The sequence below is a fragment of the Microbulbifer elongatus genome (genome assembly GCF_020524885.1).
Classification (GTDB): domain Bacteria; phylum Pseudomonadota; class Gammaproteobacteria; order Pseudomonadales; family Cellvibrionaceae; genus Microbulbifer; species Microbulbifer elongatus_A.
Genome location: NZ_JAIVKJ010000002.1, coordinates 664,788 through 690,235, shown reverse-complemented (window position 1 = coordinate 690,235; position 25,448 = coordinate 664,788). Strand labels below are relative to the sequence as shown.

Annotated in this window: 23 protein-coding genes; 10 read left to right on the top strand and 13 right to left on the bottom strand. The window is 56.5% G+C overall.

Annotated features, from left to right (window positions below; genetic code table 11):
- Positions 1 to 31 precede the first annotated feature (31 nt).
- Together LC059_RS10345 and LC059_RS10340 are read left to right on the top strand one after the other, a co-directional pair.
- A complete protein-coding gene (locus tag LC059_RS10345; protein WP_226703775.1) occupies positions 32 to 2,257 on the top strand; it encodes a hypothetical protein in 2,226 nt (741 codons plus the stop codon).
- Positions 2,258 to 2,469: 212 nt separating this feature from the next.
- On the top strand, positions 2,470 to 4,983 hold the full coding sequence (locus LC059_RS10340; protein WP_226703774.1) for a choice-of-anchor D domain-containing protein: 2,514 nt from the start codon (positions 2,470 to 2,472) through the stop codon (positions 4,981 to 4,983).
- A gap of 85 nt (positions 4,984 to 5,068) precedes the next feature.
- Here the strand turns inward: LC059_RS10340 and LC059_RS10335 are convergent, their stop codons facing one another.
- The 6 genes from LC059_RS10335 to LC059_RS10310 form a co-directional block, all read right to left on the bottom strand.
- Complete coding sequence (locus LC059_RS10335; protein ID WP_226703773.1) at positions 5,069 to 5,818, bottom strand: TerC family protein; 750 nt, start codon at positions 5,816 to 5,818, stop codon at positions 5,069 to 5,071.
- Between the two features lie 101 nt (positions 5,819 to 5,919).
- Positions 5,920 to 6,300 carry an STAS/SEC14 domain-containing protein gene (locus tag LC059_RS10330; protein WP_226703772.1) on the bottom strand — a complete coding sequence of 127 codons (381 nt, stop codon included), beginning with the start codon at positions 6,298 to 6,300 and terminating at the stop codon, positions 5,920 to 5,922.
- A 100-nt stretch (positions 6,301 to 6,400) separates the two neighbouring features.
- Entirely contained in the window at positions 6,401 to 6,712 is a 312-nt protein-coding gene (locus tag LC059_RS10325; RefSeq protein WP_226703771.1) for a hypothetical protein, read from the bottom strand.
- 193 nt (positions 6,713 to 6,905) lie between these two features.
- The gene (locus LC059_RS10320) at positions 6,906 to 8,411 is read right to left on the bottom strand and encodes an aldehyde dehydrogenase (RefSeq protein WP_226703770.1); all 1,506 of its coding nucleotides are present in this window, start codon (positions 8,409 to 8,411) and stop codon (positions 6,906 to 6,908) included.
- Positions 8,412 to 8,611: 200 nt separating this feature from the next.
- Positions 8,612 to 9,136, bottom strand: a complete 525-nt coding sequence (locus LC059_RS10315) for an asparaginase domain-containing protein (protein ID WP_226703769.1) — start codon at positions 9,134 to 9,136, stop codon at positions 8,612 to 8,614.
- Positions 9,137 to 9,230: 94 nt separating this feature from the next.
- Entirely contained in the window at positions 9,231 to 9,893 is a 663-nt protein-coding gene (locus LC059_RS10310) for a fumarylacetoacetate hydrolase family protein (RefSeq protein WP_226703768.1), read from the bottom strand.
- Positions 9,894 to 10,047: 154 nt separating this feature from the next.
- Here LC059_RS10310 and serA point away from each other — a divergent pair, with 154 nt between their 5' ends.
- Together serA and rarD are read left to right on the top strand one after the other, a co-directional pair.
- On the top strand, positions 10,048 to 11,295 hold the full coding sequence (gene serA / locus LC059_RS10305) for a phosphoglycerate dehydrogenase (protein ID WP_226703767.1): 1,248 nt from the start codon (positions 10,048 to 10,050) through the stop codon (positions 11,293 to 11,295).
- A gap of 192 nt (positions 11,296 to 11,487) precedes the next feature.
- Complete coding sequence (gene rarD / locus LC059_RS10300; RefSeq protein WP_226703766.1) at positions 11,488 to 12,417, top strand: EamA family transporter RarD; 930 nt, start codon at positions 11,488 to 11,490, stop codon at positions 12,415 to 12,417.
- 61 nt (positions 12,418 to 12,478) lie between these two features.
- On the opposite strand, the gene LC059_RS10295 is transcribed toward rarD, so the two are convergent.
- The 3 genes from LC059_RS10295 to LC059_RS10285 form a co-directional block, all read right to left on the bottom strand.
- On the bottom strand, positions 12,479 to 13,459 hold the full coding sequence (locus LC059_RS10295) for an alpha/beta hydrolase (RefSeq protein ID WP_226703765.1): 981 nt from the start codon (positions 13,457 to 13,459) through the stop codon (positions 12,479 to 12,481).
- A gap of 93 nt (positions 13,460 to 13,552) precedes the next feature.
- A complete protein-coding gene (fba, locus tag LC059_RS10290) occupies positions 13,553 to 14,617 on the bottom strand; it encodes a class II fructose-bisphosphate aldolase (RefSeq protein ID WP_226703764.1) in 1,065 nt (354 codons plus the stop codon).
- Between the two features lie 178 nt (positions 14,618 to 14,795).
- A complete protein-coding gene (locus LC059_RS10285) occupies positions 14,796 to 15,959 on the bottom strand; it encodes a phosphoglycerate kinase (RefSeq protein ID WP_226703763.1) in 1,164 nt (387 codons plus the stop codon).
- A 324-nt stretch (positions 15,960 to 16,283) separates the two neighbouring features.
- On the opposite strand from LC059_RS10285, the gene LC059_RS10280 reads away from it, so the two are divergent.
- The 4 genes from LC059_RS10280 to LC059_RS10265 all read left to right on the top strand — a co-directional run bounded on the left by LC059_RS10280 (position 16,284) and on the right by LC059_RS10265 (position 19,776).
- Positions 16,284 to 17,087, top strand: coding sequence for an alpha/beta hydrolase (locus LC059_RS10280; protein ID WP_226703762.1), 804 nt, complete (start codon positions 16,284 to 16,286; stop codon positions 17,085 to 17,087).
- Positions 17,088 to 17,089: 2 nt separating this feature from the next.
- On the top strand, positions 17,090 to 17,284 hold the full coding sequence (locus tag LC059_RS10275) for a CPXCG motif-containing cysteine-rich protein (protein WP_226703761.1): 195 nt from the start codon (positions 17,090 to 17,092) through the stop codon (positions 17,282 to 17,284).
- Positions 17,285 to 17,597: 313 nt separating this feature from the next.
- The gene (locus LC059_RS10270; RefSeq protein ID WP_226703760.1) at positions 17,598 to 19,160 is read left to right on the top strand and encodes a S8 family serine peptidase; all 1,563 of its coding nucleotides are present in this window, start codon (positions 17,598 to 17,600) and stop codon (positions 19,158 to 19,160) included.
- Positions 19,161 to 19,377: 217 nt separating this feature from the next.
- The gene (locus LC059_RS10265; protein ID WP_226703759.1) at positions 19,378 to 19,776 is read left to right on the top strand and encodes a globin; all 399 of its coding nucleotides are present in this window, start codon (positions 19,378 to 19,380) and stop codon (positions 19,774 to 19,776) included.
- Positions 19,777 to 19,869: 93 nt separating this feature from the next.
- Here the strand turns inward: LC059_RS10265 and LC059_RS10260 are convergent, their stop codons facing one another.
- The 3 genes from LC059_RS10260 to LC059_RS10250 form a co-directional block, all read right to left on the bottom strand.
- Entirely contained in the window at positions 19,870 to 20,250 is a 381-nt protein-coding gene (locus tag LC059_RS10260; RefSeq protein WP_226703758.1) for a hypothetical protein, read from the bottom strand.
- Positions 20,251 to 20,355: 105 nt separating this feature from the next.
- Positions 20,356 to 20,778: a hypothetical protein gene (locus LC059_RS10255; RefSeq protein WP_226703757.1), complete on the bottom strand. Its 423-nt coding sequence runs from the start codon at positions 20,776 to 20,778 to the stop codon at positions 20,356 to 20,358.
- A gap of 12 nt (positions 20,779 to 20,790) precedes the next feature.
- Positions 20,791 to 21,615 carry an SPFH domain-containing protein gene (locus LC059_RS10250; RefSeq protein ID WP_226703756.1) on the bottom strand — a complete coding sequence of 275 codons (825 nt, stop codon included), beginning with the start codon at positions 21,613 to 21,615 and terminating at the stop codon, positions 20,791 to 20,793.
- A 232-nt stretch (positions 21,616 to 21,847) separates the two neighbouring features.
- On the opposite strand from LC059_RS10250, the gene LC059_RS10245 reads away from it, so the two are divergent.
- Positions 21,848 to 22,078 (top strand): DUF350 domain-containing protein, encoded by a 231-nt coding sequence (locus tag LC059_RS10245; protein ID WP_226703755.1) that lies wholly within the window; start codon positions 21,848 to 21,850, stop codon positions 22,076 to 22,078.
- Positions 22,079 to 22,089: 11 nt separating this feature from the next.
- The gene (locus LC059_RS10240; protein ID WP_226703754.1) at positions 22,090 to 22,905 is read left to right on the top strand and encodes a transglutaminase-like domain-containing protein; all 816 of its coding nucleotides are present in this window, start codon (positions 22,090 to 22,092) and stop codon (positions 22,903 to 22,905) included.
- Positions 22,906 to 23,007: 102 nt separating this feature from the next.
- On the opposite strand, the gene LC059_RS10235 is transcribed toward LC059_RS10240, so the two are convergent.
- Positions 23,008 to 25,398 carry a zinc-dependent metalloprotease gene (locus LC059_RS10235; RefSeq protein WP_226703753.1) on the bottom strand — a complete coding sequence of 797 codons (2,391 nt, stop codon included), beginning with the start codon at positions 25,396 to 25,398 and terminating at the stop codon, positions 23,008 to 23,010.
- Positions 25,399 to 25,448: the final 50 nt, after the last annotated feature.

Genomic DNA, 25,448 nt, shown 5'->3' with positions numbered 1-25,448 from the left:
CACCCAACCCGTGCGACCCAAAACAATGAAGATGATGCGACACCTCAGCTTGGCGGCAGTACTCAGTGCTTGCGCAACACCGGGGCTGCAAGCCAGCACGCTGCTGGATGAAGACTTTCAGGACGGAAACATCAGCGGTTGGAGCACCACCGGAACCGTTTACACCAATGCTTACTACGGTAACTACTCGATCGGACTGCGGGGAGGCACAGCCAGTGCTACCTATTCACTGTCCACTTCCGGGTACGTTAATGTGAATATCTCTCTGGATATCTCTGCCCACTCCCTGGAATACGGAGAAAGATGTATCGCGGAAGTATCCAACAATGGCGGTATTTCTTGGGTCAATGCGATTACCCTTTTCAACGGGCAGGACAACAGTGCCCTGTACTCGGCAAATAGCGTGGCCATTGACGCAGATAACAAGCCCCAGCTGATGATCCGTTATCGCAATGGTGGCAGCGACTATTACGACTACTGCTACGGTGACAACATCCTGGTTACCGGAGACGTGGATACCGGGAGCGGCAGCAGCAGTGGCGGTGGGAGCAACGACGACTATTACGACGAACTGACCGGAAATGGTAACGTTTCTCGCAGCCTGCTGACCTACACCACATTAATGAATGGAAGCGATCCCGGCAGCCGTGTCAATCTTTCTGCCTACGCGGTACCACAAAATGCCGCGCATCCACAGAACGCTTTTGCGGGACGCCTCACGTTAAATAACGAAGCCACCAGCGGCAGTTTTTCTGAAATAAAAGACACCTACAACTACACCGGCAGTGGCGACAACACACGTAAACATCTGCCGGAATTTTCATTCCAGTTTATTCAGACGGGCAGCCACATTTTTCCACTCGAGCGCGGATCCATAGCCAGCACACACCCAAACTGGGAGTATGTATTGACGCCGGGTCGCGTATGGCGGGAAAGTGGCGATAACGGCTACAGCCGCGCAGCGATTCCCTTTGCGCTACAACAACGCAATGCCAACTGCATGCATAACGGGGTGATGACATTCCTGTTCAAGGAAGACGGTTCCACCTCCAAGGTGGCTTACCAGATCAGCAGTGAAACCTGCCTGTACTTTAAGGCCGACTGGTGGGGCCTGCCCAGCGCCACTTACACACCGGAAACCATTGCCAACCAGAACCTGCTGATACAGAAATACCAGGAAGAAATCGCCAATCGGATGCCGACCAAATCACTGTCGGCACTCAGCGCGGATTATCCCGGCACCGATGTTTCCGCATTTGAGGCGCCTAACAGCACCGATGCGAACCACGTATCCATCGCCGGATTTATCTACGGTGGTATTCACTATCGAGGCGATTGCGTCACTCGCTCTGGTAACTACCCCTACTGCGATTCCATAGTGGTGCCGTCTTACTCCTCGGCCAAATCCTTCTTTGGCGGGGTAGCGATGATGCGTCTGGAAAATCTTTATCCCGGCGTGCGCAATACTTCGGTGGCGAGCCATGTTCCCGCGTGCAACAGCAATGGCAACTGGTCCGACGTGACGCTGAACAACCTGCTGGATATGGCAACGGGGAATTATGGCGACGCAACCTACATGGCAGATGAGGGCGCATCCCATACCGACAACCTTTTCCTCAGCGATAGCCACAGCAGCAAAATCAGTTACAGCTGCGGCCAGTATTCACGCAAGGCAACACCGGGTAGCCAGTGGGTATATCACACTTCGGACACCTACATCGCCGGCACCCATATGAACGATTACCTGCAGGGCCAGCAGGGTAGCAGCGCGGATATTTTTGCGGACACTATCGTTGCGGACTTGTGGGAGCCGATCGGGGTCAGTCCTACCGGCCAGTACACCCGTCGTACCTACGACTCGGTGGAGCAGCCCTTTACCGGCTGGGGCCTGATGTGGCTGCCAGATGATGTGGCAAAAATTGCCAGCTTTGTTGGCGTCGACGATGGCGAGATCAATGGACAGGTAATGCTCGACAGCAACCAGCTCGACGCGGCGCTGCAGCGCAACAGCGCCGATGTCGGCACCGTGCCGCTGACCGACTACCGCTACAACAACGGTTTCTGGGCACACAATGTGGCTGGCAACCTGAGCGGCTGCAGCGGGGCCCAATGGATTCCATTCCTGTCCGGCTACGGGGGCATCACCGTGGTACTGCTACCCAATGACAGCGTGTATTACTACTTCAGCGACAACGACACCTACTATTGGCTCGAAGCCATACAGGAGGCGCACCAGATACAGAGCGCCTGCCAGTAAACAGTTTACTCCTGCGCAATCGCACTTCGGCGGGCCCGGTGTCGGGCCCGCCTTTTTTGTGCTTGAAAAATGTTTTAAAAATAATTTTCCACTGGCACTACGTACCCGTTAGAGCTGGCCCTACAGGATTTCACGGCAAAAGTTCATGTTACTCCCATGCAACTGTACTCACACAGGGGCAGCCCCAGCTCATAAAAAATAAAGGTGCGGATATGAAATCGAGATACCAACGGCCTCGGGCACGACTCGCGGCTACTATTCTATTGTTGAGTGTCGCTGCCTCTGCCAGCACTAATGCCGAAACCATTTATTCGGACAGTTTCGCTAGTGGCAACATCGCCGACTGGAGTGCAAGCGGAAATGTCGACGCGCAAAACGGCACCATCCGTTTACGCGGTGGGTCCACCGCAACCCGTACGCTATCCACCGCAGGATACACTTCCGTTTCTGTATCGCTCACTCTGTCGGCCGGCTCCCTGGAAAACAACGAATTCTGCTACGGGGAAATTTCCACGGATGGCGGCAGCAATTGGGCCACAGCAGTGACCGTTGCCAACGGTGACGACAACGGTACCCAGTTCAATGCAAACGTCTCGCCTTCGGGCATCGACAACAACACCGATGTGCGACTCCGCTTTCGCGGCACCGGGTCAACGATAGGCGACTACTGTTACGGCCATCAGGCACTGGTCACGGGCACGGGCGGGGCACCCACCGACCCCGATATCAGTGCGCCGGGGAGTGTAACCTTTGCGAATATTTCACCCGGCAATAGCAGCACACAGATACTTACGGTTTATAACCAGGGTTCCGCGGCACTGGTTGTTGGTAATACCAGCGCACCCTCGGTACCTTTCAGTATTACGAGCAACAACTGCGGCACCGTACCCGCAGGCGGAAGCTGTGCAATTTCCATTGAATTCGCGCCTGCGGTCGAAGGCAGTTTCAACAGTTCTATCATGCTGACGTCCAACGACCCGGACGAGCCCAATATCACCATTACCCTCAGCGGTTCGTCCAGCGAGGGCGGCGGTAGCGTGGAAGATTTTGATCCGCTAACAGGTAGCGGCAATGTTTCCCGCTCTGCGCTGACAATGACTACCCTGATCAATGGCAGCGACCCGGGCAACCTTGTGAACTTTTCCCACTACGCCCTTCCAACCGATGCGGCCATGCCGACCAACCAGTTTGAAGGTGTGCTTGAGCTTTTCAGTGAAGCCACTGGTGGCGCTTTCGATGAGCACAAGGACACTTTCCGCTACACCGGCTCCCAGGATACGACACGCAAGCACCTGCCGGAATTCGACTTCGAATTTGTGCAGACGGGTAGTCACATTGTGCCCAGGGAACGCGGCTCAATTGCAAGCACACATCCGGAATGGGAGTACGTTCTGACACCGGGACGCGTATGGAATGAAAATGCGGATGCCGGCTACAGTCGCGTTGCCCTGCCTTTTGCGCTACAACAGAAGAACGCCAACTGTATGCACAATGGGGTGATGACTTTCCTGTTCAAGGACGATGGTTCAGTCTCCGATGTGGCCTACCAGATCGCCAGCGAAACCTGCCTGTATTATCAGTTTGATATGTGGGGGCAGCTCTCCGCCAGCTACACACCGCAGTCCGTCAATAACAGCGCAACCCTGGTCAGTGATTACCAGGCGGAAGTTGCCGCGCGTATGCCAAGCAAGCCGCTGAGTGCACTGGCACAAGACTACCCGGGCACCGATTACACCGCATTTGCTACGCCAAATGGCAAGGATCCAATGGCAATTTCCCTGGTCGGTTTTGTTATCGATGGCACTCACTACGTGGGCGGCTGCAGCACGCGTCAAGGCACCTACCCCTATTGCGAGTCACTGGTGGTTCCGTCTTACTCTAGCGCCAAATCGGTATTCGCCGGAGGCACGCTGATGCGTCTGGAACAGAAATATCCGGGCACCTTCAATCAGTCCATTGGGAGCTACATTAGTGAGTGCAACACTAACGGAAACTGGAATGACGTAACCTTTGGCAATGCGCTGGATATGGGCACCGGCAATTACAAGCTCGCCAGCTACATGAGCGACGAGGGAGCCAGCCATACCAACGACCTGTTCTTGCCGGAAGACCACACCAGCAAGATCAACTACAGCTGCACCGAGTATCCACGCAAAGCGACGCCCGGCACCAATTGGGTCTATCACACCTCGGACACCTACATTCTGGGCACCGCCATGAACGCCTACGTGAAGAGTATCGAGGGTGGCAGCAGCGATATTTTCACTGACATTCTTATCGATGAAGTACTCGCGCCACTCGGCGTCAGCCCCACTGCGGAATTTACCCGCCGCACTTACGACGGTGTGCAGCAGCCGTTTACCGGCTGGGGACTGATGTGGCTGCGGGATGATGTGGCCAAAATCGGGGCCTTCCTGTCAGGTGGTAGCCAAACCGTTTTGCATCAGGGGCAGCTGGATGCCGCGTTGCAACGGGATGGCTCTGACCGCGGCCTGGAGCCGCTCACCGATTACAAATACAACAACGGATTCTGGGCCCACGAAGTAAGCAGCGATATGAGTGGTTGCAGCAGTCCACTCTGGCTGCCCTTTATGTCTGGCTACGGCGGCATCTCTGTGCTGATCCTGCCGAACGATTCCGTCTATTACTACTTCGGTGATGACGACGAGTATCTTTGGAAGGATGCAGCAAAGGAGGCTCACGGTATCCGGAGCCTCTGCCAATAATTCACTTGAAATTTAAGGACACAAAAAAAGGGGCGATGCTTTTATAGCAGCGCCCCCTTTTTCCATCCGAACTGAAACCGAAAGCCTATTCTGCTTCCCGTATCGGTTTGTGCAGTTTGACGGCTTTGGCCTTTTTACTGCGCATACGGATATTGAGCATCTCCACCGCAACAGAGAACGCCATGGCAAAGTAGATATAGCCCTTGGGTACGTGCACATCGAAGCCCTCGATGATCAGGGTCACGCCCACCAAAATTAAAAACGAAAGTGCCAGCATTTTGATGGTGGGGTGGCGATCCACAAAATCCCCAATAGGCTTGGCCGCCAGTAACATGACCGCAACGGCCAGAACAATGGCGATGGCCATAATCGAGATATGGTCCACCAGTCCCACCGCGGTAATCACCGAATCCAGTGAAAACACGATATCCAGGATGGCGATCTGCGCCAGCACCATGCCGTAAGTAGCCGTCTTTGTACTGGAGGTTTCGCCGTCTACACCCTCCAGGCTGCCATGGATTTCATGGGTTGCTTTGAACAGCAGGAACAGGCCGCCACCAATGAGGATCACATCGCGCCCGGAGATTTCCTCGCCGAACACGGTAAACCAGGGCTCGGTAAGCCCAATGATCCAGGCAATGGAAAACAGCAGTGCCAGTCGTGTGATCATGGCCAGCGCCAGACCGATAAAGCGTGCGGATTCCCGCTGCTTCTCCGGTAGACGGCCAACCAGGATGGAAATAAAGATGATGTTGTCGATCCCCAGAACAATTTCCAGGGCGGCCAGGGTGGCAAGAGCAATCCAGGCTTCTGGGCTCGCGATCCATTCGAACATTAAGCTATCCCCGATTTGCGCAATTGCGCCAGACAAGACACGGCCCCTGCCGTGGAGCAGAGGCCGCGATAGAAATTATTTGAAAGGGGAGTTTATGCGTATTAGGCCAGCCAGGCCAAGGCCTTCGCTTTGTCGTCAAACACCTTGGCTTCACCACCAATAAACCAGGTGCCGATCTTGGCTGCCACGTCCTGCCACTGCTTGTCGCCGACCATGGCTACCTTATTGAACTGACGCCCGTGCTTGAGCCCCAGGTTCAGGTCATCCCAAGCTGCGCGGATTTCCCAGCCTTCGAGATCGCGCATATCGAAGAGCACATCCACCTCCGGGTGCTCCATTCCTGCGATGGCGGACTTCAGCATGGGAACCAGGGTTTCATAGTCCTCATGCTCCAGCTTGCCGCGCACGTGCATCGACATCAAAACCCGCTCGTCTCCCGTGCGCTCGATGCTGACGGAAAAGCCGTGGTGGTATTCACCCATGAATGATCTCCCCGGGCAGGTTGGCCCAAATACTCAAACGTACGTATACCCGCAGGTATAGCGTAATCCGGTACTCGTGGCCAATGCCGGCGGACGAATATCAGTGAGAAAGGATGTCGACAATCTCGTGAGTGGCATGCATGAGGCGAATTAATTCACCTTCGATACGCACGGTAACCAGGCCGCGGCTGTCCACAGGCTTCACTATTACGGCGTGGCGGTAGATTTCATTCTCAAGTACGTAGCCAGGGCGCAATTTCTTCTTCCAGCCGGGAGGCAGTTCACCACCGCGCTCGACCTTCTTTTGCAAGCCCGGAGGTAAATCGCCGCCTTTGTCCGGCTTGGCCATTACCGTGGCGGCAGGTGCCGCGATGGCAACTGCGACAAATATACTGGTCAGGCTCTTCAGCATGAGTGGTTACTCCTGTCTGTCATTTATTTCCCGGATGCGGGCGCAATATCGTATACCGTCTAACGATCAAGGTGCTCGCAGCAGGTCACATTTCCATTATTCATACCTGTGTCTGACTGCAGGCTGAATGCAATAAAAAAGGGCCGCGAAGGCGGCCCAAATGGAGTCAAATACCGACAAATCAAATCTGCTATCAGCTGATATCAATCCAGGTGGACTTCAGCTCACAATACTTATCCAGCGCATGTAGCGACTTGTCTCGGCCGTTGCCGGACTGTTTGAAGCCGCCGAAGGGTACGGTGATGTCGCCGCCGAAGTAATTGTTAACCCACACGGATCCAGCGCGGATATCCCGGGCCATACGATGGGCGCGGCTGATGTCTTTGGTCCACACGCCAGAGGCGAGACCGTAGATGGAGTCGTTGGCAATTTTCAGCGCCTCTTCTTCGGTCTCGAACTCAATCACGGACAGGACCGGGCCGAAAATTTCCTCGCGCGCGATGGTCATATCGCCGTTCACGCCCTTGAAGATGGTGGGCTCGTAGTAGTGACCACCTTCGACGGCATCTGCGGGCTTGCCGCCGCACACCAGTTGCGCGCCCTGCTCCAGCCCCTTGGCCACGTAGAACTCAACGGTGTCGAACTGGCTCTGGTCGATCAGCGCGCCCATCACGCTGTTCGGGTCTTGCGGGTGGCCCGGCCTGAAACGTTCGGAAGCTTTCTTCACCTTTTCAATAAAGGTATCGGCGATACCCTTCTCCACCAGCAGGCGGGTACCGGCAGTACAAGTTTCACCCTGGTTGTAAAACACTGCCAGCGCCGCGGCTTCTGCCGCCTTGTCCAGGTCTGCGTCGGCAAACACGATGTTCGGGCTCTTGCCACCCAGCTCGAGGAAGGTGCGCTTGAGGTTGGACTGGCCGGAGTATTCGGTGAGGGTCTTGCCCACTTCGGTAGAGCCGGTGAAGGTCAGCCCGTCGATATCCATATGCAGACCAAGCGCCTTGCCCAGGCTGCTACCCGGTCCGGGCAATACGTTCAGCACACCATCCGGCAGGCCCGCTTCTTTAGCCAGCCCTGCCAATTTGATCGCGGTGAGAGGGGTATTGGAGGCCGGCTTCAGGATTACGCTGTTACCCGTGGCAAGCGCCGGGCCCAGTTTCCACGCGGTGGTGGAGAGCGGGAAATTCCACGGCACGATAGCCGCCACCACCCCCAGGGGCATACGGGTAATCAGGCCGATTTCGGTCGGGCCGGTAGGCGCGATCTCATCGTAGATCTTGTCGATCGCCTCGGCATTCCAGCGAATGGTGGTTACCGCACTGGGTACGTCCACGTTCATGGTGTCGCTGATGGGCTTGCCGGCATCGAGACTTTCCAGCAACGCAATTTCAATCTTGTTCTCTTCGATCAGCTCGGCAAAGCGCACCAGGATCTTCTTGCGGTCCATGGGCGGCATATGGGACCAGACGCCGGATTCGAAGGTGTCTCGGGCCACTTTGACCGCGCGCTCGGCATCTTCCGGGCCACAACTGGCGATCTGAGCCAGCTCCTTGCCATCGGCGGGATTGATGCCAGGGCGGGTCTGGCCGGAGAGCGCATCAACGTATTCGCCGTTGATGAAGGCGCGACCCTCGATTTGCAGGTCGGCGGCCAGCGCCTGCCATTCCTGCAGGGTTTGCGGGGTTTGTTGTTCTGCCATGGCACACCTCTATTCTTGCTATACGATTCAAAACTGAAGGATTATTCAGTTTATACCTAAAATGTGATCACAAATCAAAGGAAAGCAGAGGTTAACAGTGTAGCTTGCGACTGTGTAGGTTTTTCGACGGGATTTCAAAGGCTCGACGCGCCTGCGGACGGTATCCCGCAGAGCGCGTGCTAGCGCGATTCAACGGGCCATCAAATGGCCTCGAAGGTACCGGTTTCGAGGTTTTTTCGGGCGCCGGGGATCGGGAACACCCGGTTGTGGAAAGCAATATAGAAGCCCGGCTCTACCAGCCGTGCGGTGAGCAGTGCTTCGGTAACATTCTGGCGGGCGTCTGAATCGATAAAGCCCATGGGTTTCATCGCGCCAGTGAACACCACCGGTACTTTAGGAGCCCCCATCTTTCCGTAGCAATAATCGGCAGTGACAGACATGGTATCAGTGCCATGCAGTACCACGATGGGGTCACCTTTCTCTGCGGTACTGGCGATGGCGGCACAGATCTGGTCGCGGTCACTATCATCCATCTCCAGGGAGTCCTTGTTGAGGACACTGTCCAGCTCGAGATGGGTATAGGGCAGGCGCAGGCTGGAGATCAGACCGTCGCGAATAATGGAGGCGCGATTTTTCAGGGTGCCCTCGGCTTCGCAGTAGCTCTTCTCGATGGTGCCACCGGTGGTGAGAATGCGGACAGTGGTCTTTTTGTTGAGATCTGTCATCGTTTTTCCCGCTGATTGAGTACAGAAGTGCGCATCTTAGTGGGGGTTTTGAAATGGGACAATCTTAGCTTGCACTAATTCAAACCACGCTTTTTCAAACTACTAGAGTCTCCGCCCGCAGCCAGTCCTCCTCCAATCCCATCGCCACTTTATCCCCGACTTGCAGCTCCCCCACTCCAGCAGGCGTGCCGGTCAACACCACATCACCGGGCAGCAGCGTGAAGTAACTGCTGATGTAGGCCACCAGGTCCAGAATCGGCGTGAGCATATGGTTGGACTTGCCACGCTGGCGGATCTCGTCATTGAGCCACAGGGTATAGGTGAGGTTATCCCAGTCCGGCAGCCAGTCGAGTTTCACAAACGGCGACAGTGGGCAGGCGCCGTCGAAGCCCTTGGCTTTCTCCCAGGGATGTCCCTGTTTTTTCAGGTCTGACTGCAGCTCGCGCAGCGTCAGGTCCAACGCCAGGCCCAGACCTGCAACGGCTCCCGGCACCTCGGCGGCATTGGCGTCCGTCAGTCGCTTGCCGATCAGCAAGGCCAGCTCGCCCTCGAAATGGCAGCTTCCCCGGCCACGGGGCAAGTGCACCGGCTCGGCCATGGGGGCTGCGGCGGTGGCTGGTTTAATGAACAGCATGGGCTCTTCCGGGACCGGGTTATCCAGTTCCTCGGCATGGGCCGCGTAGTTGCGGCCGACGCACACAATCTTGCCCAGGGGCAGGTCGACAGGAGTTTTGCAGGTGAAAGTGTGTTTATACATAACCAAATTCGATAACTAGGATAAAAATTGCGTATAAAGCTTTGTAAAGCCCTTGTGTTATGATGCCGCCCTCGCCGGGTTCCCGGCGGTCTCCAACTATATTTCGACAACCTTTCGCGTAACCTCAATATCGCGCTCGGCCAAGAGACCCGTTATGGCTCCTCCCAGTATCGACAAAAAACAGTCTCTCAATAAAGACAAAATCCGCATCCTGCTACTGGAAGGCGTCCACCAGTCTGCGGTGGATCTGCTGTCTTCCCGTGGCTACACCAATGTGGAATATATCAAGACCGCTCTGCCGGAAGACCAACTGATCGAGAAGATCGCCGACGCCCACTTTGTCGGGATTCGCTCCCGCACCCAGCTGACGCGCAAAGTGCTGGAAAATGCCAACAAGCTGATCGCCGTGGGTTGTTTCTGCATCGGCACCAACCAGGTGGACCTGGACGCCGCTACCGATCTGGGCATCGCGGTATTCAACGCCCCTTACTCCAATACCCGTAGCGTAGCCGAACTGGTGATTGCCGAGGCAATCATGCTGTTGCGCGGTATCCCGGAAAAGAACATGGTCTGCCACCGCGGTGGCTGGCAAAAATCTGCGGTGGGCTCTTATGAAGCCCGTGGCAAGACTCTGGGCATCATCGGCTACGGCGCGATTGGCTCGCAGACCTCTGTGCTGGCCGAAGGCATCGGCATGCGCGTAATCTTCTTTGACGTAGTCACCAAGCTGCCGCTGGGTAACGCCAGCCAGGTCAACAGCCTGGACGAGCTGCTGGCCCAGTCCGACGTGGTCTCCCTGCACGTTCCGGAGCTGCCATCCACCAAGTGGATGATCGGTGCTGAGCAGATCGCCAAGATGAAAAAAGGGGCGATCCTGCTAAATGCCTCCCGCGGTACCGTGGTGGAAATCGAGCCACTGGCCGAAGCCCTGAAGAGCGGGCACCTCGCCGGCACTGCCATTGACGTATTCCCGGTGGAACCGCGCGGTAACGACGACGAATTCCTGTCTCCCCTGCGCGGAATTGACAACGCCCTGCTCACCCCGCATGTGGGCGGCTCCACCGTGGAAGCGCAGGAAAATATCGGCGTGGAAGTGTCCGATAAACTCGCGCTCTACTCCGACAACGGTACCACCACCAGCTCGGTCAACTTCCCGGAAGTCGCCCTGCCCGGCCATGCAGGCGCGCATCGCCTGCTGCACATCCACAAGAATGTGCCCGGCGTACTCGGCGCGATTAACCAGGTGTTCTCCGACAACGGGATCAACATCTCTGCCCAGTTCCTGCAAACCAACGAGACCGTGGGCTATGTGGTGATCGACGTAGACGCGGAGTACTCGGACCTGGCGCTGGAAAAACTGAAGAATATTCCCGGCACTTTGCGCTGCCGCGTGCTCTTCTAACGGATACCCTGCGTCTATGCCCGGCGCTCATACCCGGCGCCCATTTCTGACAGGCTACTTGTCGGTCTGTTAGACTTCTGAAAACCCGGTTGTTGTGTATCCAGATACGCGACGACCGGGTTTCCTGCTTTCTGTCTTCCCGAATCAATTACGCCGACGGGCTTCACCGTCTCCGAGCCAGGGCCACTTCTCTTGCAAAACCAGGTCGTACAAAACCAAAGTACCGACTCCGCCGCCACAGGCTTGCTGGCGGGTCTGGGCGCCTACCTCATCTGGGGCATTGCGCCACTCTACTTCAAATTACTCGGTGATCTGTCTGCGCCGGAGATTCTTGCTCACCGCAGTATCTGGTCGCTACTCCTGGCACTCATCCTGCTGGCGGCGCTGGGTAAACTGCGCGGGCTCAGAGCGGTTCTTACATCGCGCAAGACCATGCTCGCGCTGATGGTTTCCACCGCGCTGATCACAACCAACTGGCTGATCTTTATCTGGGCCATCGTCAACGACCATCTGCTGGACGCGAGTCTCGGCTACTACATCAACCCGCTGATCAGCGTCTTGCTGGGTGTGCTGGTACTTGGAGAGAGGCTGCGCCCACTGCAGTGGATTGCCGTGGCGCTGGCGACACTGGGGATTGGCTACGAACTTTGGCAGTTTGGCAGTCTGCCTCTGGTGGCGCTGGGGGTTGCACTCACGTTTGGCTTTTACGGACTGGTACGCAAGAAAACACCGGTAGACAGCCTCACCGGGTTAACCGTGGAAACCCTATTTATGCTGCCGCTGGCCGTTGGCTTCCTGATGTGGACCACAAGCCCAACCAGTAACCTGCTGAACAACTCTATGGCGTTTAACGGCCTGTTGTTATTAGCCGGCCCGGTAACCCTGACACCGCTACTGTTGTTTAACATCGCCGCGCGCCGATTAAACCTCTCCACCCTCGGATTCCTGCAATACCTCGGGCCCACGCTGATGTTTTTCCTCGCGGTGCTGCTGTACAACGAGCCCTTCGACAAAGCCAAGCTGGTCACGTTTATCTTTGTGTGGGCAGCACTGGGCTTTTACTCGGCGGATGCGCTGATGCAACGGCGCAAGCGGCGGATGTTGAGGAACAAGCCCTTCTAACTGGCTCATCTAACTGGCCTATCTGAACTGGCTCGTACGACCTGAAGCGAAAAGTGCGTTTTCAGGGCTCTGCGAGCCACTCATCCAGTGCCGCGAGAATTTGCTGCCGGTAAGGCTGGGTCTCGTTAATCATCTGGTGGCGCGCGCCGCGCACGATCACCCGTTTGCTGTTGGGGAAGCGGCCGTGAATCGCGCGCATGTTGTAGCGCCAGTCAACGGTCTGATCATCGGTTCCCTGGATCACCAGAATCGGCCTGGGGTTGCGGTTGGTTTTGGGGAATACCTTCAGCCAGTCCACCATGGCACCCAGCCATCGGATCGACATCACCGGGGACTGCAACGGATCCCGGTGCGCCTGGCGGCGTGCGAACTCGGCGTCGTGGGTATTGATATTGAAGCCGCGGCTGGGGTGCGGCATCAGGTAGCGACCGAGGTAGAACATCCACTTGCGCAGATGCCAGTTGGCCGGACGCACCAAAGGCGCCAGCAACATGATCTTGTCGAAAGGTTGCCACAGGCTGAACTGCAGATAGCTCAACAGGGTGGCGCCGCCGGTACTCTGGCCCATGCCATGCCAGGGCTCGGGCACCTTTCCACGCGCCCGGCGCAGCAGCGCTTCCAGCACCTCCCGGTATTGCAGAAAAGTATCAATGGCCACTGGCTCTCCACTGGACAACCCATGCCCGGGAAAGTCGACCGCAACCACGTTGAACTGGCGCTCAAGGCCAAAGCGAATAGCGGCACCGTAGATCCCGGTGTGGTCGAAATAACCGTGGCAGATAAACAGGGTGCCCTTTGGCTTGGCGACTTTCCAGTACTGGGCGACAAGCTCGAACCCGGCGGCCTTGAAGGTACCGATACCAGTGCCGGAGGCTTCGTCAAAATTGAGGCGATAGTAATTGCGGTAAGAGATTACCGAATCGGGGAGAGGCTTATCGCATGTGAAGTCCAGCTGCGGCAGTTCCTTGCGCAGCGCAGAGTAGTCCGGCCGGCGGATCACCGGGCTAGGGTCGACAGCGTTAAAGTCTTTCAGCAGATCCATGACTCAATGGTACTGCATTTTAAAATGAAAAAGGGTGAACCTTATTCAACCGAGGTTCACCCTTTTTCATTATCAAGCTAGCAGTGCCAAGAATTAATTGATCTTGGGCACCAGCTCACCCTTTTCGTAACGCTGGTACATGGTTTCCAGGCTGATAGGCTTGATCTTGCTGGCGTTGCCGGCAGTGCCGAAGGCCTCATAGCGAGCCAGGCAGATTTCCTTCATGGCCTGGGTAGTGACCTTGAGGAATTTGCGCGGATCGAATTCCGCCGGGTTCTGTGCCAGGAAGCGGCGTACGGCACCGGTGCTGGCGAGGCGCAGGTCGGTGTCGATGTTGACCTTGCGCACACCGTGCTTGATGCCTTCGCAGATCTGCTCGACCGGTACACCGTAGGTTTCCGGGATCTCACCGCCGAACTCGTTGATCACCTTCAACCACTCCTGCGGCACCGAGGAGGATCCGTGCATGACCAGGTGGGTATCCGGGATACGCGCGTGGATTTCCTTGATGCGATCGATCGCGAGGATGTCACCGGTAGGCGGACGGGTAAACTTGTAAGCACCGTGGCTGGTACCACAGGCGATGGCGAGGGCGTCCACCTGAGTCTGCTTGACGAAGTCTGCAGCCTCTTCCGGGTCGGTAAGCAGCTGGTCGTGGGACAGCTTGCCCTCGGCGCCAACACCGTCTTCCTCGCCGGCCATGCCGGTTTCCAGGGAACCCAGGCAACCCAGCTCACCTTCCACGGAGGCGCCACAGGCGTGGGCCATTTCTACCGCGCGCTTGGTCACGTCGACGTTGTACTCGTAAGAGGACGGGGTCTTGCCGTCTTCCATCAGCGAGCCGTCCATCATCACTGAGCTGAAACCCAGCTGCAGGGAGCGCTGGCATACCGCGGGGCTGGTGCCGTGATCCTGGTGCATGACCACCGGGATGTGCGGGAACTCTTCCACGGCCGCCAGTATCAGGTGGCGCAGGAAGGGAGCACCAGCATATTTGCGGGCACCGGCAGAGGCCTGAACGATCACCGGAGAATCGGTCTCGTCGGCCGCCTCCATGATCGCGCGCATCTGCTCCAGGTTGTTGACGTTGAACGCCGGCACGCCATAGCCGTGTTCGGCGGCGTGGTCCAGCAGCTGACGCAAGCTGATTAAAGCCATGAAAAAACCCTTTCTCGTCGATATAAAGTTGGTATTAGTTACAGCACGTGTGCGATTCCTGAGCGGGGCCCGGTCGCATCTCTTTTTAATTTGGGTACTACTCGGTACTGCTTTTGCAGCTAACTAAAACTGCCAAGCGACGCGCCCGGGACCAGTTCCGGCCGCGCCCTGTGAACACTTACTCGCTGGCGCGGCTTTCCAGCATGGCAACTGCCGGCAGCACTTTGCCTTCCACGTACTCGAGGAAGGCACCACCCCCAGTAGAAATATAGGAAACCTTCTCGGCAATGCCGTACTTGTCTACCGCTGCCAGGGTGTCGCCACCGCCGGCGATGGAGAAGGCGTCGCTATCGGCGATTGCCTTGGACAGGCGCTCGGTACCGCCGCCGAACTGATCGAATTCAAACACACCCACCGGACCGTTCCAGATAATGGTCTTGGCGCCCTTGAGGATTTCTGCCAGTGCTGCGGAGGAATCCGGGCCGATGTCGAAGATCATATCGTCGTCGGCAACGGAATCCGCCGCCTTGGTTTCCGCCGCAGCGGACTCACTGAATTCCTTGCCGGTTACCACATCAGTGGGCAGAGGGATGTCGCACTTCTGCATCAGGCCCTTGGCGGTATCGATCAGGTCGAGTTCACACAGGGACTTGCCTACCGGCTTGCCATCTGCCGCGAGGAACGTGTTGGCGATACCACCGCCTACGATCAGCTGGTCGACCTTGTCCGACAGGCTTTCGAGCACGGTCAGTTTGGTTGAGACCTTGGAACCGCCGACGATGGCAACCATCGGGCGCGCCGGCTCCGCCAGCGCTTTTTCCAGCGCGTCCAGCTCTGCAGCCAGCAGTGGGCCGGCACAGGCAACCGGAGCAAACTTGGCTACACCGTGGGTGGAAGCCTGGGCGCGGTGCGCAGTACCAAAGGCGTCCATCACGAAGATGTCGCACAGGCTCGCGTACTGCTTCGCCAATGCCTCATCGTCTTTCTTCTCGCCCTTGTTGAAGCGCACATTTTCCAGCAGCACTACATCACCGTCTGCAAGTTCCACGCCGTTCTGCCAGTCCTTGATCACTGGCACGTCTTTGCCCAGCAGCTTGCTCAGGTGGGCGGCAACCGGGGCCAGGGAGAATTCTTCAGCGTACTCGCCCTCGGTGGGGCGGCCCAGGTGGGACATCAGCAGGACTTTGGCACCGGCTTCGGAGGCGGCCTTGATGGTGGGAAGTGCGGCGCGGATACGCGCATCGGAGGTGACCGCACCGTCTTTAACCGGCACGTTCAGATCTTCGCGGATCAAAACGCGCTTGCCCGCCAGATCCTGGTCCTTCATCAATTTAACCGCCATGTCCAATCCTCTTCTGCTGATTTGTAAATACTTACCCACCCCGGCGCGCAGCCGGAGAAAGCGGGCGCGGATTATACGCCCTGACCCCCTCGGCGGTCACCGCTCCTGCGGTAGATGCGGGACAACTGGTCAGGCCGCGGAGTATATCAACCGGTTTTGTAAATGAATTACCGCACAGTACGAATAACTAACTGACATCGCTGTCATTTTTACAAGAACGCAAAAAAGTGCGTTCACATGCGTTGCCCGGTCATTTTTCGCTCCCTACCATTAGCTGCGACTACCGTATTTGCTCACAAAAAAAGCAGCCGACAGGAAGCCCTCATGCCCCCAAACAACACTGGCAAAGCCCGCCGCAAGCACAAGGTGACCTTCCCCAACGCCAGCGGGCAGACGATTGCGGGCATTCTGGAAACACCAACAACGGCGCCGACAGGCTACGCCCTGTTCGCGCCCTGTTTTACCTGTGGCAAGGATGTGCTGGCGGCCTCTCGCATCAGCCGCCGACTCAGCGAGCTGGGTATTGCCACCCTGCGCTTCGACTTCACCGGCCTCGGCGACAGTGAGGGCGACTTCAGCGAGACAAATTTTTCCAGCAATGTGGAAGACCTGAAAAGCGCGGCCCGCTTTCTGCGCGATGAGTACCAGCCCGCGGATCTGCTGGTGGGCCACAGCCTGGGTGGCGCCGCCGTACTGGCCGCGGCGCAAGATATTCCCGAGGCGAAGGCGATTGTCACCATCGCCGCACCAGCAGACCCGGATCACGTACTCAAGCAGTTCTCGTGTGCGCTGGACACCATTCAACAACACGGGCAGGCGGAGGTTGAGCTTTCGGGCCGCCCTTTCGTGATTCAGAAACATTTTGTGGAAGATGTGGCGTCCATTCAGGAAGGCTATATTCACAGGCTTGGGCGCCCACTGCTGATTTACCACTCCCCGGTAGACCAGGTTGTCTCTATCGACGAAGCCGCAGACATCTACAACCGGGCCATGCACCCAAAGAGCTTTATCAGCCTGGATGACGCCGATCACCTGCTAACCCGGCGGGAAGATGCTATCTATGTAGCAGACACACTGGCAGCCTGGGCGAAGCCCCACCTCAAACAGCAGACAAACGGGAGCAAGTGACCATGCACAAGGTAGAAGAATTCAGCGCCCAGTGCCCCTACTGTGGGGAGCCCATCCTGATGCTGATCGATACCTCTGCGGGCAGCCGCCACTACATTGAAGACTGCACCGTTTGCTGCCGCCCCATTCAGGTACTGGTGAGCGTGGATCTCGAGGGAGACTGGCAAGTGCAACTGAAGCACGAGAACGATGTTTAGCCCAGGGGCCTCAAAATAGAAAATATTCCGCCTGAAAAATTAATTTCGACTCCATGATTGCCCGCGCACGGCCTTCGCGCAGGCTGACGAACAAGTGCGCCGTTCCCTCCAACAGTTTGTCGCTTATCTCCTCCTGAAAAACACCTTTTGCTGAGCATCGCACACTGCACACAGTGAATCATTAGCGGTGCGTAAAATGCTGCTAGATTTTATCCACCGGCGGTACGCCAGTGCCTATTCAAAGGCATTGGCGTACCGCCCATCGTCATACCAACAATAAGAAGTACCAGACAATCCTGGAGCCCAAAAAGAAATGAAAAAAAGTATTACCGCCCTGTTTGCCAGCGCGCTGGCCCTCGCCATTTCCACTCACGCCAGTGCCGCCGATGACCGTTACATCGTCAAGTTCAAAGAGGGCAAAGGCCCTTCAGTGACCGCGATGATGAATAAGAACGGCGGACGTTCACTACAGTCCCTTGAGAAACGTAACGCCATGGCGGCGGCGCTTTCCGACAAAGCACTTAATGCCCTGCGCAACAACCCCAATGTGGAGTACGTTGAACTGGACGTAAAACGCTATCCGATGGCAGAGACAGTCCCGTTTGGCATTCCCATGGTACAGGCGGATCAACTCAGTGATGCCATGGCCGGAAATCAGACGGTGTGTATCATCGACTCCGGTTATGACATTGGCCACGAGGACCTGTACAACACGAATGTCACCGGTAATTACGATTCAGGTACCGGCGACTGGTTTACCGACGAAAACGGTCACGGCACCCATGTTGCCGGAACCATCGCCGCCATCGGCGGCAATGGCACAGGTGTCGTTGGTGTGAACCCGAACGGCAATCTCAACCTGCACATCGTCAAGGTGTTCGGTGCGGACGGTTGGGCGTATTCATCCTCCCTCGTTGCCGCCGCAGACGAATGTGCCGCCAACGGTGCGACCGTTATCAACATGAGCCTTGGCGGCACCCTCAAGTCCCGCACCGAGGACCAGGCCTTCGCCGACCTCTACGCGAACCAGAATGTGCTTTCCATCGCTGCCGCAGGCAATGACGGCAACACACGTCACTCCTACCCCGCGTCCTACGACTCGGTAGTGTCGGTAGCCGCTATCGACAGCAACAAGATGGTCGCGGACTTCTCCCAGCAGACCGGTCAGGTCGAGCTGTCTGGTCCGGGTGTGGATGTACTCTCCTCCGTCCCTACCGGCTCAAGCCTGCAAACCACTCTAACTGTGGGTGGCAGCAACATTGAGGCGGCAGGTATGGAAGGCAGTCCTCAGGGTGACGTCACCGGCGATCTGGTGGATTGCGGTTTGGGTGAGTCCGCCTGTACCGATGCTTCCGGGAAGGTGTGCCTGATTTCCCGCGGCAATATCAGCTTCGCGGAAAAAGTGCAGGCCTGTGAGGCCGGCGGTGGTGTGGGAGCGGTAATCTTCAACAATGAGCCGGGCATGCTGTACGGCACCATGGGTGAAGTTGTCACCGGAATCCCCTCTGCCGGTATTTCTGACACCGACGGTGCCACACTTCTCGGCCAACTGGGCAGCAGCGCAAGCCTGACCCTCGAACCCGGCGACTACGCCTACTTTAACGGCACTTCCATGGCCACTCCGCACGTTGCCGGTGTCAGCGCCCTGGTATGGAGCCACTTCCCCAGCTGCTCCGCGAGCGAGATCCGCTCGGCACTGACCAGCACGGCGGAAGACCTGGGGGCCGCTGGCCGCGACAACGCCTACGGCTACGGTCTGGTGCAGGCCAAGGCGGCGGTAGATTACCTGACCGCGAATGGCTGTAGTGGCAGCAATGGCGGTGGTGACAATGGTGGCGGCGACAAACCCTGCAAGGGCAAAAAGTGCTCTCAGTAATCCGCAAACACATCCATCGACGCTAATCCACAGTAATTACTGCCGTTAGCAACTAACTAAAGGGGCCCTCGGGCCCCTTTTTCATAACAGCCGAAATAATAGCCACCCGCCCACGGAGACTTGATCCAGATCAATTTTGCCCCGCTGTTCACCGCTAGAATCCGCGGTCACTTGCGCCAGCTCGCGCAGATTAAGAATAGCCACGGGAGTAATCGCAATGGGAAGTGCCGACAGTGACATCGTTTTCCAGAGTTATGGCCGCTGTTGCAACAACAAAAGTTTTTTCATCGACTTTTACGACCGCTTCATGGGCAGCTCCGAGGCCGTCCGCGCACTGTTCAAAAATACCGACATGCCAGCCCAGCGCCACCTGCTGCGCAACGGCATTATGCAGCTGGTACTGCACGCTCGCGGCATGCCCGCCACCAAGTTAAAAGCGCTGGGGGAATCCCACTCTCGCAAGGGTTATAACATTCGCCCCGAGTGGTATGGGTTATGGCTGGAGTCATTACTGGTAACACTCAGAAAGCACGACCCGCAATTTGACGATGACACCGCATTGGCCTGGCGCCGCGCGATCGAGCCAGGCATTGAGCTGATTCGCGGTGCTTACTGATTAACCGCGGTTTATAAATCAGAAAGAAATAAAAAAGGATTGCCGGAAACCGGCAATCCTTTCTTACCTTCAAGTCTATATGCCGAAGGTTAATTACTGCAGATCTCTGATGCAGCGGTTGTACTCGTTAATGTAAACCTCACTGCCCCGATTGGGAACCTCATTGGATTTATCAGCAGCCGCATTACGACAGCCTTCAATCTGGTCACCAGTCAGCCCGGTGCCCTGAAGAGTCCGCTGGCTACGGTGCGATTGCTGCACACGATTCTGGTGAGCTTGCACAGTGGGCTGAGGAACCTGATAAAACATACCGGTTTCCTCATTGAACTGATAGAAATTGTCACCGCTGTGCCAATAGGTTTTACCCATGATCTGCACTTCCGAAGAACCTGCCGGAAGCTCACTCATTGGTTGTTGCGCCATAGCGACGCCAGACAGTGAACAAAACAGTACTACAGGTAGTAAGTAACGCATGGAAAACTCCTCCTCTTCCAACGTGTCCGGAAGTCTACTCAGTGCCGAAACCGTTCCCCACCCAAAAACCTGCTAAAATCTCGCCTTTATGAAACCCAGTTCCCGTTATCGGTCAGGGGTTTCTTCTTCTGCAATTTCAGACTGCTGCTCTTCTCTTAATGCCTCCAGGTGCGCACTGGTTTCCTCTGCGGTGGGCTTTTTTGGAGCAAGGTTTTCCAGCCCCGTGGAACCCCCTTCCAGAATACGTTGCCGCGCGGCCTGTTCGTCACTGTAATCGGGCGCCAACACCAGCTTGGGACCGTTACTGTTGAACCCGATCAACACCCAGATAAAGAACAACAGGCACAGGAAGCGGATCACCAGGCTGCGATCCAGCAGCCAGTGCAGCTCCTCACCGTGGCTCTTCAAAAAGCGTATCCGCAGAAAAATATTCAGCGCCAGCAGCACACAGGCAGCGGCGACGATCCATGTGGAAAGGCCGCCCAGAGCGGCCATCAACCAGTTGGCAATCTGTGAATTGAACTCCATATGCCCCCCAACTCAGCGCTTGCGCGCCACTTGTTTCATCTGATCAGAAAATACCGCCTGCTGCAGGCCGATGGTGCCCAGCGCTTCGACGGGAACGAACACTTTGTTATTGGACTCTGCCATACGGTCCAGGACTTCGAGGGTGCGATAAGCGAGATACTTGTCAGTGACCGATTTCGCCAACAGATCGTTTACCTCTTTCTGCCCCATGGCTTTTTCCCGGGCGATGGCTCGATTCATTTTTTCACGCTCCAGGTCCCGTTCCATCTGAATCTTCTGGATTTCAAACTGGGCCTTTTCCTGCTCAATCAACTCGCGGCGCTCGGCGGCGCGCTCCTTGGCTTCGGTAATGACTTTGGGAAACTGTACATCGGCGATGCCCAGACGCTTGATTTTGATCGGCGTACCCTCGAGAGAGGTGGTCACGGCAGAGAACAGTTCCTGGCTCAGCATTTCTCGGGAGGAGGCGATTTCATTGATGGAATACTTGGCGATAACCCGGCGCACCACATCGCGAATTACCGGCTGGGCGTAGGTGTTGTATACCTGATTTACAGAGATGTTGTCGGTATTCGGCGGCACGCGATCGAAGATATTGTCGATATACCGCTCATTGACAGAGCCTGTCATGCGGATATCAAAACTCATGTTGAGCTGATCCTTGGGCATGAACAGCTTGAACTTTTCCAGGTGACCAAAATCCGCAGTGGCCAGGGTGATCAGCTTGTCGCAATAAAATAGACAGGGATCCAGGCGAAACTTGGAGGGTGGTACATTGCTCGGTTTGTAACCATTCTTGGTAAGAATCTTCCCCACATGTGCCGGAGGCACTTCCACGCGGTCTCCGCAGGCGGCAAGCCCGGCAACAACAACCAAAATTAATAACTTTGACAACTTAGACAACATCGACAATCCCTTTTGTATTCAAATTCGCCGCTCACAATAGAGAGCCAGCCTGCTCTCGGCAAGTGGCTTCCGCCCAGCCCACGAAATCGAGGCCAAGCGGGCGGAATTACGCTGCGGGTTGTGATCTAATTACCCGGGTATTTTTTTACATGGATCAATAATCGTGCAATCTGAATTTCTTACCGCGACCCTGTTCAATCTTGGACTGAACCTTCTTTACACGCTGCTGGCGCTGATGATCGGCATGGTTGCACTACTGATCATTGACAAGAAACTACTCAAGCATGTGGATATTGAGGCAGAGCTGAAAAACGGCAATATCGCCGTGGCCATTTTTGCCTCCACCATTCTGATATTTGTAGCCGTGATCATTTCCTTCGGGCTCAAGGGCTGAGGCAGCTCATCATGCGCCTGTTGCTGAGCGGAATAATTCTGGGGCTTGTCTTGATGCTGCCCGAGCTGCTTTTGAAGCAAAAGCAGTCTGCGCAGGACCAAATCGTGATGGAGGCACAGCGCCGGGCGTCTTACCGCGCTGCAGAAAAATCCACCGAGAAGGACATTCAGCGCGGCACCGTGATCGTAACCGGCAGCCAATCCCCGCTGACGGAATCCATGGTGCAAGGGGCGGTGGGCAAGCGCTCTGAACAGGAGAGCGGCTATATATCTATCTGGAACTGGCAGGGATTGGAGTCGGTGACCGCCTCCGCACGTGGCCTGGACAGGCTCCACCACTTTGCCAATAGCTACCTGGTGGGCTTCCAGCCGTTCGAGACCAAGGACCTGTGGGTTCCCCTGTATACTCTGGCGATCCGCAAAGAGTATCAATATGACCACTTGCAGTACGCCGGCCTCGCGGATATCTGGCAGACCTCTCGTCAGGCGTACTATCAAAAGCGTGGCGATTGCGAGGACCACGCTATTTTGCTCGCCGACTGGCTGATCAACCTGGGTGTGGATGCGCGGGTGGCACTGGGCACCTACAAGGGCGAGGGGCACGCGTGGGTAGTGGCCATTGTAAACGGCACCGAATACCTGCTGGAGGCCACCAGTAAGCGCCGCCAGTCCAACTGGCAGGCCATGCCATTGGCAGCACTGGCCGAGGGCTACGATGTAGAGTTCCAGTTCAATCGGGACTACTTCTGGGCGAAAACCACTTCAGCCCCCACACGCAACTACCGCGGCAGGCACTGGATCCGCAAGTCCCAGTTTATTCGTGGGTGATTGCTAACAGGGCTTGCAAGCTGTGACGCAAACAAAGAGGCCGTGCAATTTGCACGGCCTCTTTGCTTATAGACACCAGTCGAGCAGTGAAATAAATACCCGTTAGATCGGCGAACCCGGTGGCATCGGCTTGATGTCCCCAGGTTCAACCTTCAGGTCACCATCCATAAACGACGCAATACGATTGGCCTCGTAGAAGTAATGTGCGTTGTAACCGTGCGGATCATCGCCAAACAGCTTCATCTGACCAATCGCGTGCTGGAATTTCACCAGCTCGAAGTTGGCGCGTGCGCGGGCGGATTCCGGCGCTGTCTTGTCGGCAGCCAGCAACATTAGCTGGTGGATAAACACATGGTTTACCCGCTGGTGTATCGCCGCTTCCAGGCCTTCGTAGCTATCGCTGCCCAGTGCCTGCTCCGTCAGTTGGGCAAGCAGTGTATTGAAGCCGGGGCCTTCCCCCCGGCGCGCCTGCTGTTGCTGTAAGCGCGCTGCACGCTCTGGGTTCAGCAGGATCGAGTAGGTATGACCAGCGGCGGCTTCAGCCATTGCGATGCTGTCGAAGGCCACACCGGTATATGCCGGGAAGCTTTCATTAGTGCGGCTATAGCCATAGGACTTGGGTGGTAACAGCTGCAATACCTTTTCCGGGAGGGTCAGAAACTCCGGTTTCAGGGTTGCCAGCAGAGCGTCGATCGCCTGCTGCTGCCGCTGTGCGGGCACCATGGTGTAGCTCTCGGCTTTGTCATCGTTATAAAGGTAGTTGTAGTCCAGCCCGCCGATTAGCTTGCCTACAGCTTCGGCCTGATAGCGGTGTCCGTAGTAAACCGGCACAAGAGTCTCATCCAGCGAAGACCGGGCAACGTCCGGCCGGTTGGCCGCTACTGAAAAATTCTCCAGCGCGTATCGGCGTAAATCGGTCATGCGCTGAAACTCGTCCACGACGTCCGTCCCGTTATCCCACAGGTGGGACTTGGCGTGCGCGTTGTTGATAACACGCGAATCCGGGTCCGAGATATAACGCAGATTCTGTTTCTCCGCCGCTGCAATGATGTCGGACAGATACGCGGACTCGCCCTCCGCTGCGATACCGTAACCATACTGCACGGCGAGCTTGTCCCACGCGCCGATACCGGTGGCATAGGCCTCATTAAGCGCAAGCTTTTTGCCGTCCAGGGTTACCAGCGGTGCGGGATAGTCCATAACCGAAGCGCGGCCTTCTGTACTGGCAACAAAGTTGTGTGCGAGTCCCAGGGTATGCCCTACCTCGTGCGCGGATAGCTGGCGGATCCGTGCCAGTGCCATCGCCTTCAGCTTTTCTGTATCCGCATCCTCTTTGCCGTAGGGCTGCAACAGCCCCTGGGCAATCAAAAAGTCCTGTCGCACCCGCAGGGAACCCAGGGTGACATTGCCTTTCAGGATCTCGCCAGTACGGGGATCGTAAATAGAATAACCGTAGGACCAGCCGCGGGTGGAACGGTGCACCCAATTGATGACGTTGTAACGCACATCCAGAGGGTCGGCATCTTCCGGCAGAATCTTGACCTGAAAGGCGTTTTCAAACCCGGCCGCTTCGAATGCCTGATTCCACCAGCTGGCACCCTCGATCAGCGCACTGCGCACAGGCTCCGGCACGCCGGAATCGACGTAGTAAATGATGGGCTCGACTGCTTCATTGCTATCCGGCTTTTTCTCCAGGTGGTGGCGAAAAATCAGGCGCTGATCCATCGGTTGGTCGATGGCAGTGGCATAGTCACGATATTTGAGCGGAAAGTAGCCGCTGCGACTGTGGAATTTACGCGGCTGATAGCCATTGTCTGGCAGCGCCACCAGAGAGATATGCTGCCGCAAAGTGACCAGCTCAGGGGTAGGCACAACCTCTTTCATATATTTGCCCGGCTCACTGCCGGCAAACGTCAGCTGTGCCTCAAATTCCGTGTTCTGAGGGAAACTTTTGGTACGGGGCAGGTAGACTGCCGATTTGCCGGCGTCGATGCTGTAACTGCCCTGTTTGGCACTTTTGAGTCGCTCGGCAATGCCGTGCTGGTCGCTCAGCAGGAAGGGGGTGAAGTCGATCAGTACGCCGCTACCCTCTTCCGCAATTACCTCAAAGCCCCACAGTATCGAGGTCGCAAACGCCTCCTCCACCGCACGTCGTTCCGCCGGATTATCCGACTGTGCGCGGTAATCCAGATTCACCTGGTGAATCAAAACCTTGTTGCCAACCCGCTCGAACTTCACTACACGGCTTTCGCCAGCCTGGTTGCGATCGAGCCCTACCGGGTTGGAACCCAGCCCCTGGGCCAGCCCCGAGAGCAGCAGCAACTCCCGATCAAATTGATCAACCTGCAGTAGAACGCGGCCTTTGCGCTCATCCCAGTAAAAGTCAAACAGCCCCTGCTGCTTGTCCATGGTGGCGGTCAGGTTACTGATGGTTTCGGCCTGTGCACTGATACTGATTATCAGTGCCACCAGCACCATTATTTTTTTGCGCATATCTCCCCCGGCTGCGCCTTGCGGAATTCTCTTACAGAGTTCAGTAGGTG

Excerpts from the sequence above, each read along its gene's own strand:
- LC059_RS10345 (WP_226703775.1), top strand. The coding sequence starts at position 32 with ATGATGCGACACCTCAGCTTGGCGGCAGTACTCAGTGCTTGCGCAACA.
- LC059_RS10340 (WP_226703774.1), top strand. The coding sequence starts at position 2,470 with ATGAAATCGAGATACCAACGGCCTCGGGCACGACTCGCGGCTACTATT.
- LC059_RS10335 (WP_226703773.1), bottom strand. The coding sequence starts at position 5,818 with ATGTTCGAATGGATCGCGAGCCCAGAAGCCTGGATTGCTCTTGCCACC.
- LC059_RS10330 (WP_226703772.1), bottom strand. The coding sequence starts at position 6,300 with ATGGGTGAATACCACCACGGCTTTTCCGTCAGCATCGAGCGCACGGGA.
- LC059_RS10325 (WP_226703771.1), bottom strand. The coding sequence starts at position 6,712 with ATGCTGAAGAGCCTGACCAGTATATTTGTCGCAGTTGCCATCGCGGCA.
- LC059_RS10320 (WP_226703770.1), bottom strand. The coding sequence starts at position 8,411 with ATGGCAGAACAACAAACCCCGCAAACCCTGCAGGAATGGCAGGCGCTG.
- LC059_RS10315 (WP_226703769.1), bottom strand. The coding sequence starts at position 9,136 with ATGACAGATCTCAACAAAAAGACCACTGTCCGCATTCTCACCACCGGT.
- LC059_RS10310 (WP_226703768.1), bottom strand. The coding sequence starts at position 9,893 with ATGTATAAACACACTTTCACCTGCAAAACTCCTGTCGACCTGCCCCTG.
- serA (WP_226703767.1), top strand. The coding sequence starts at position 10,048 with ATGGCTCCTCCCAGTATCGACAAAAAACAGTCTCTCAATAAAGACAAA.
- LC059_RS10295 (WP_226703765.1), bottom strand. The coding sequence starts at position 13,459 with ATGGATCTGCTGAAAGACTTTAACGCTGTCGACCCTAGCCCGGTGATC.
- fba (WP_226703764.1), bottom strand. The coding sequence starts at position 14,617 with ATGGCTTTAATCAGCTTGCGTCAGCTGCTGGACCACGCCGCCGAACAC.
- LC059_RS10285 (WP_226703763.1), bottom strand. The coding sequence starts at position 15,959 with ATGGCGGTTAAATTGATGAAGGACCAGGATCTGGCGGGCAAGCGCGTT.
- LC059_RS10280 (WP_226703762.1), top strand. The coding sequence starts at position 16,284 with ATGCCCCCAAACAACACTGGCAAAGCCCGCCGCAAGCACAAGGTGACC.
- LC059_RS10275 (WP_226703761.1), top strand. The coding sequence starts at position 17,090 with ATGCACAAGGTAGAAGAATTCAGCGCCCAGTGCCCCTACTGTGGGGAG.
- LC059_RS10270 (WP_226703760.1), top strand. The coding sequence starts at position 17,598 with ATGAAAAAAAGTATTACCGCCCTGTTTGCCAGCGCGCTGGCCCTCGCC.
- LC059_RS10265 (WP_226703759.1), top strand. The coding sequence starts at position 19,378 with ATGGGAAGTGCCGACAGTGACATCGTTTTCCAGAGTTATGGCCGCTGT.
- LC059_RS10260 (WP_226703758.1), bottom strand. The coding sequence starts at position 20,250 with ATGCGTTACTTACTACCTGTAGTACTGTTTTGTTCACTGTCTGGCGTC.
- LC059_RS10255 (WP_226703757.1), bottom strand. The coding sequence starts at position 20,778 with ATGGAGTTCAATTCACAGATTGCCAACTGGTTGATGGCCGCTCTGGGC.
- LC059_RS10240 (WP_226703754.1), top strand. The coding sequence starts at position 22,090 with ATGCGCCTGTTGCTGAGCGGAATAATTCTGGGGCTTGTCTTGATGCTG.
- LC059_RS10235 (WP_226703753.1), bottom strand. The coding sequence starts at position 25,398 with ATGCGCAAAAAAATAATGGTGCTGGTGGCACTGATAATCAGTATCAGT.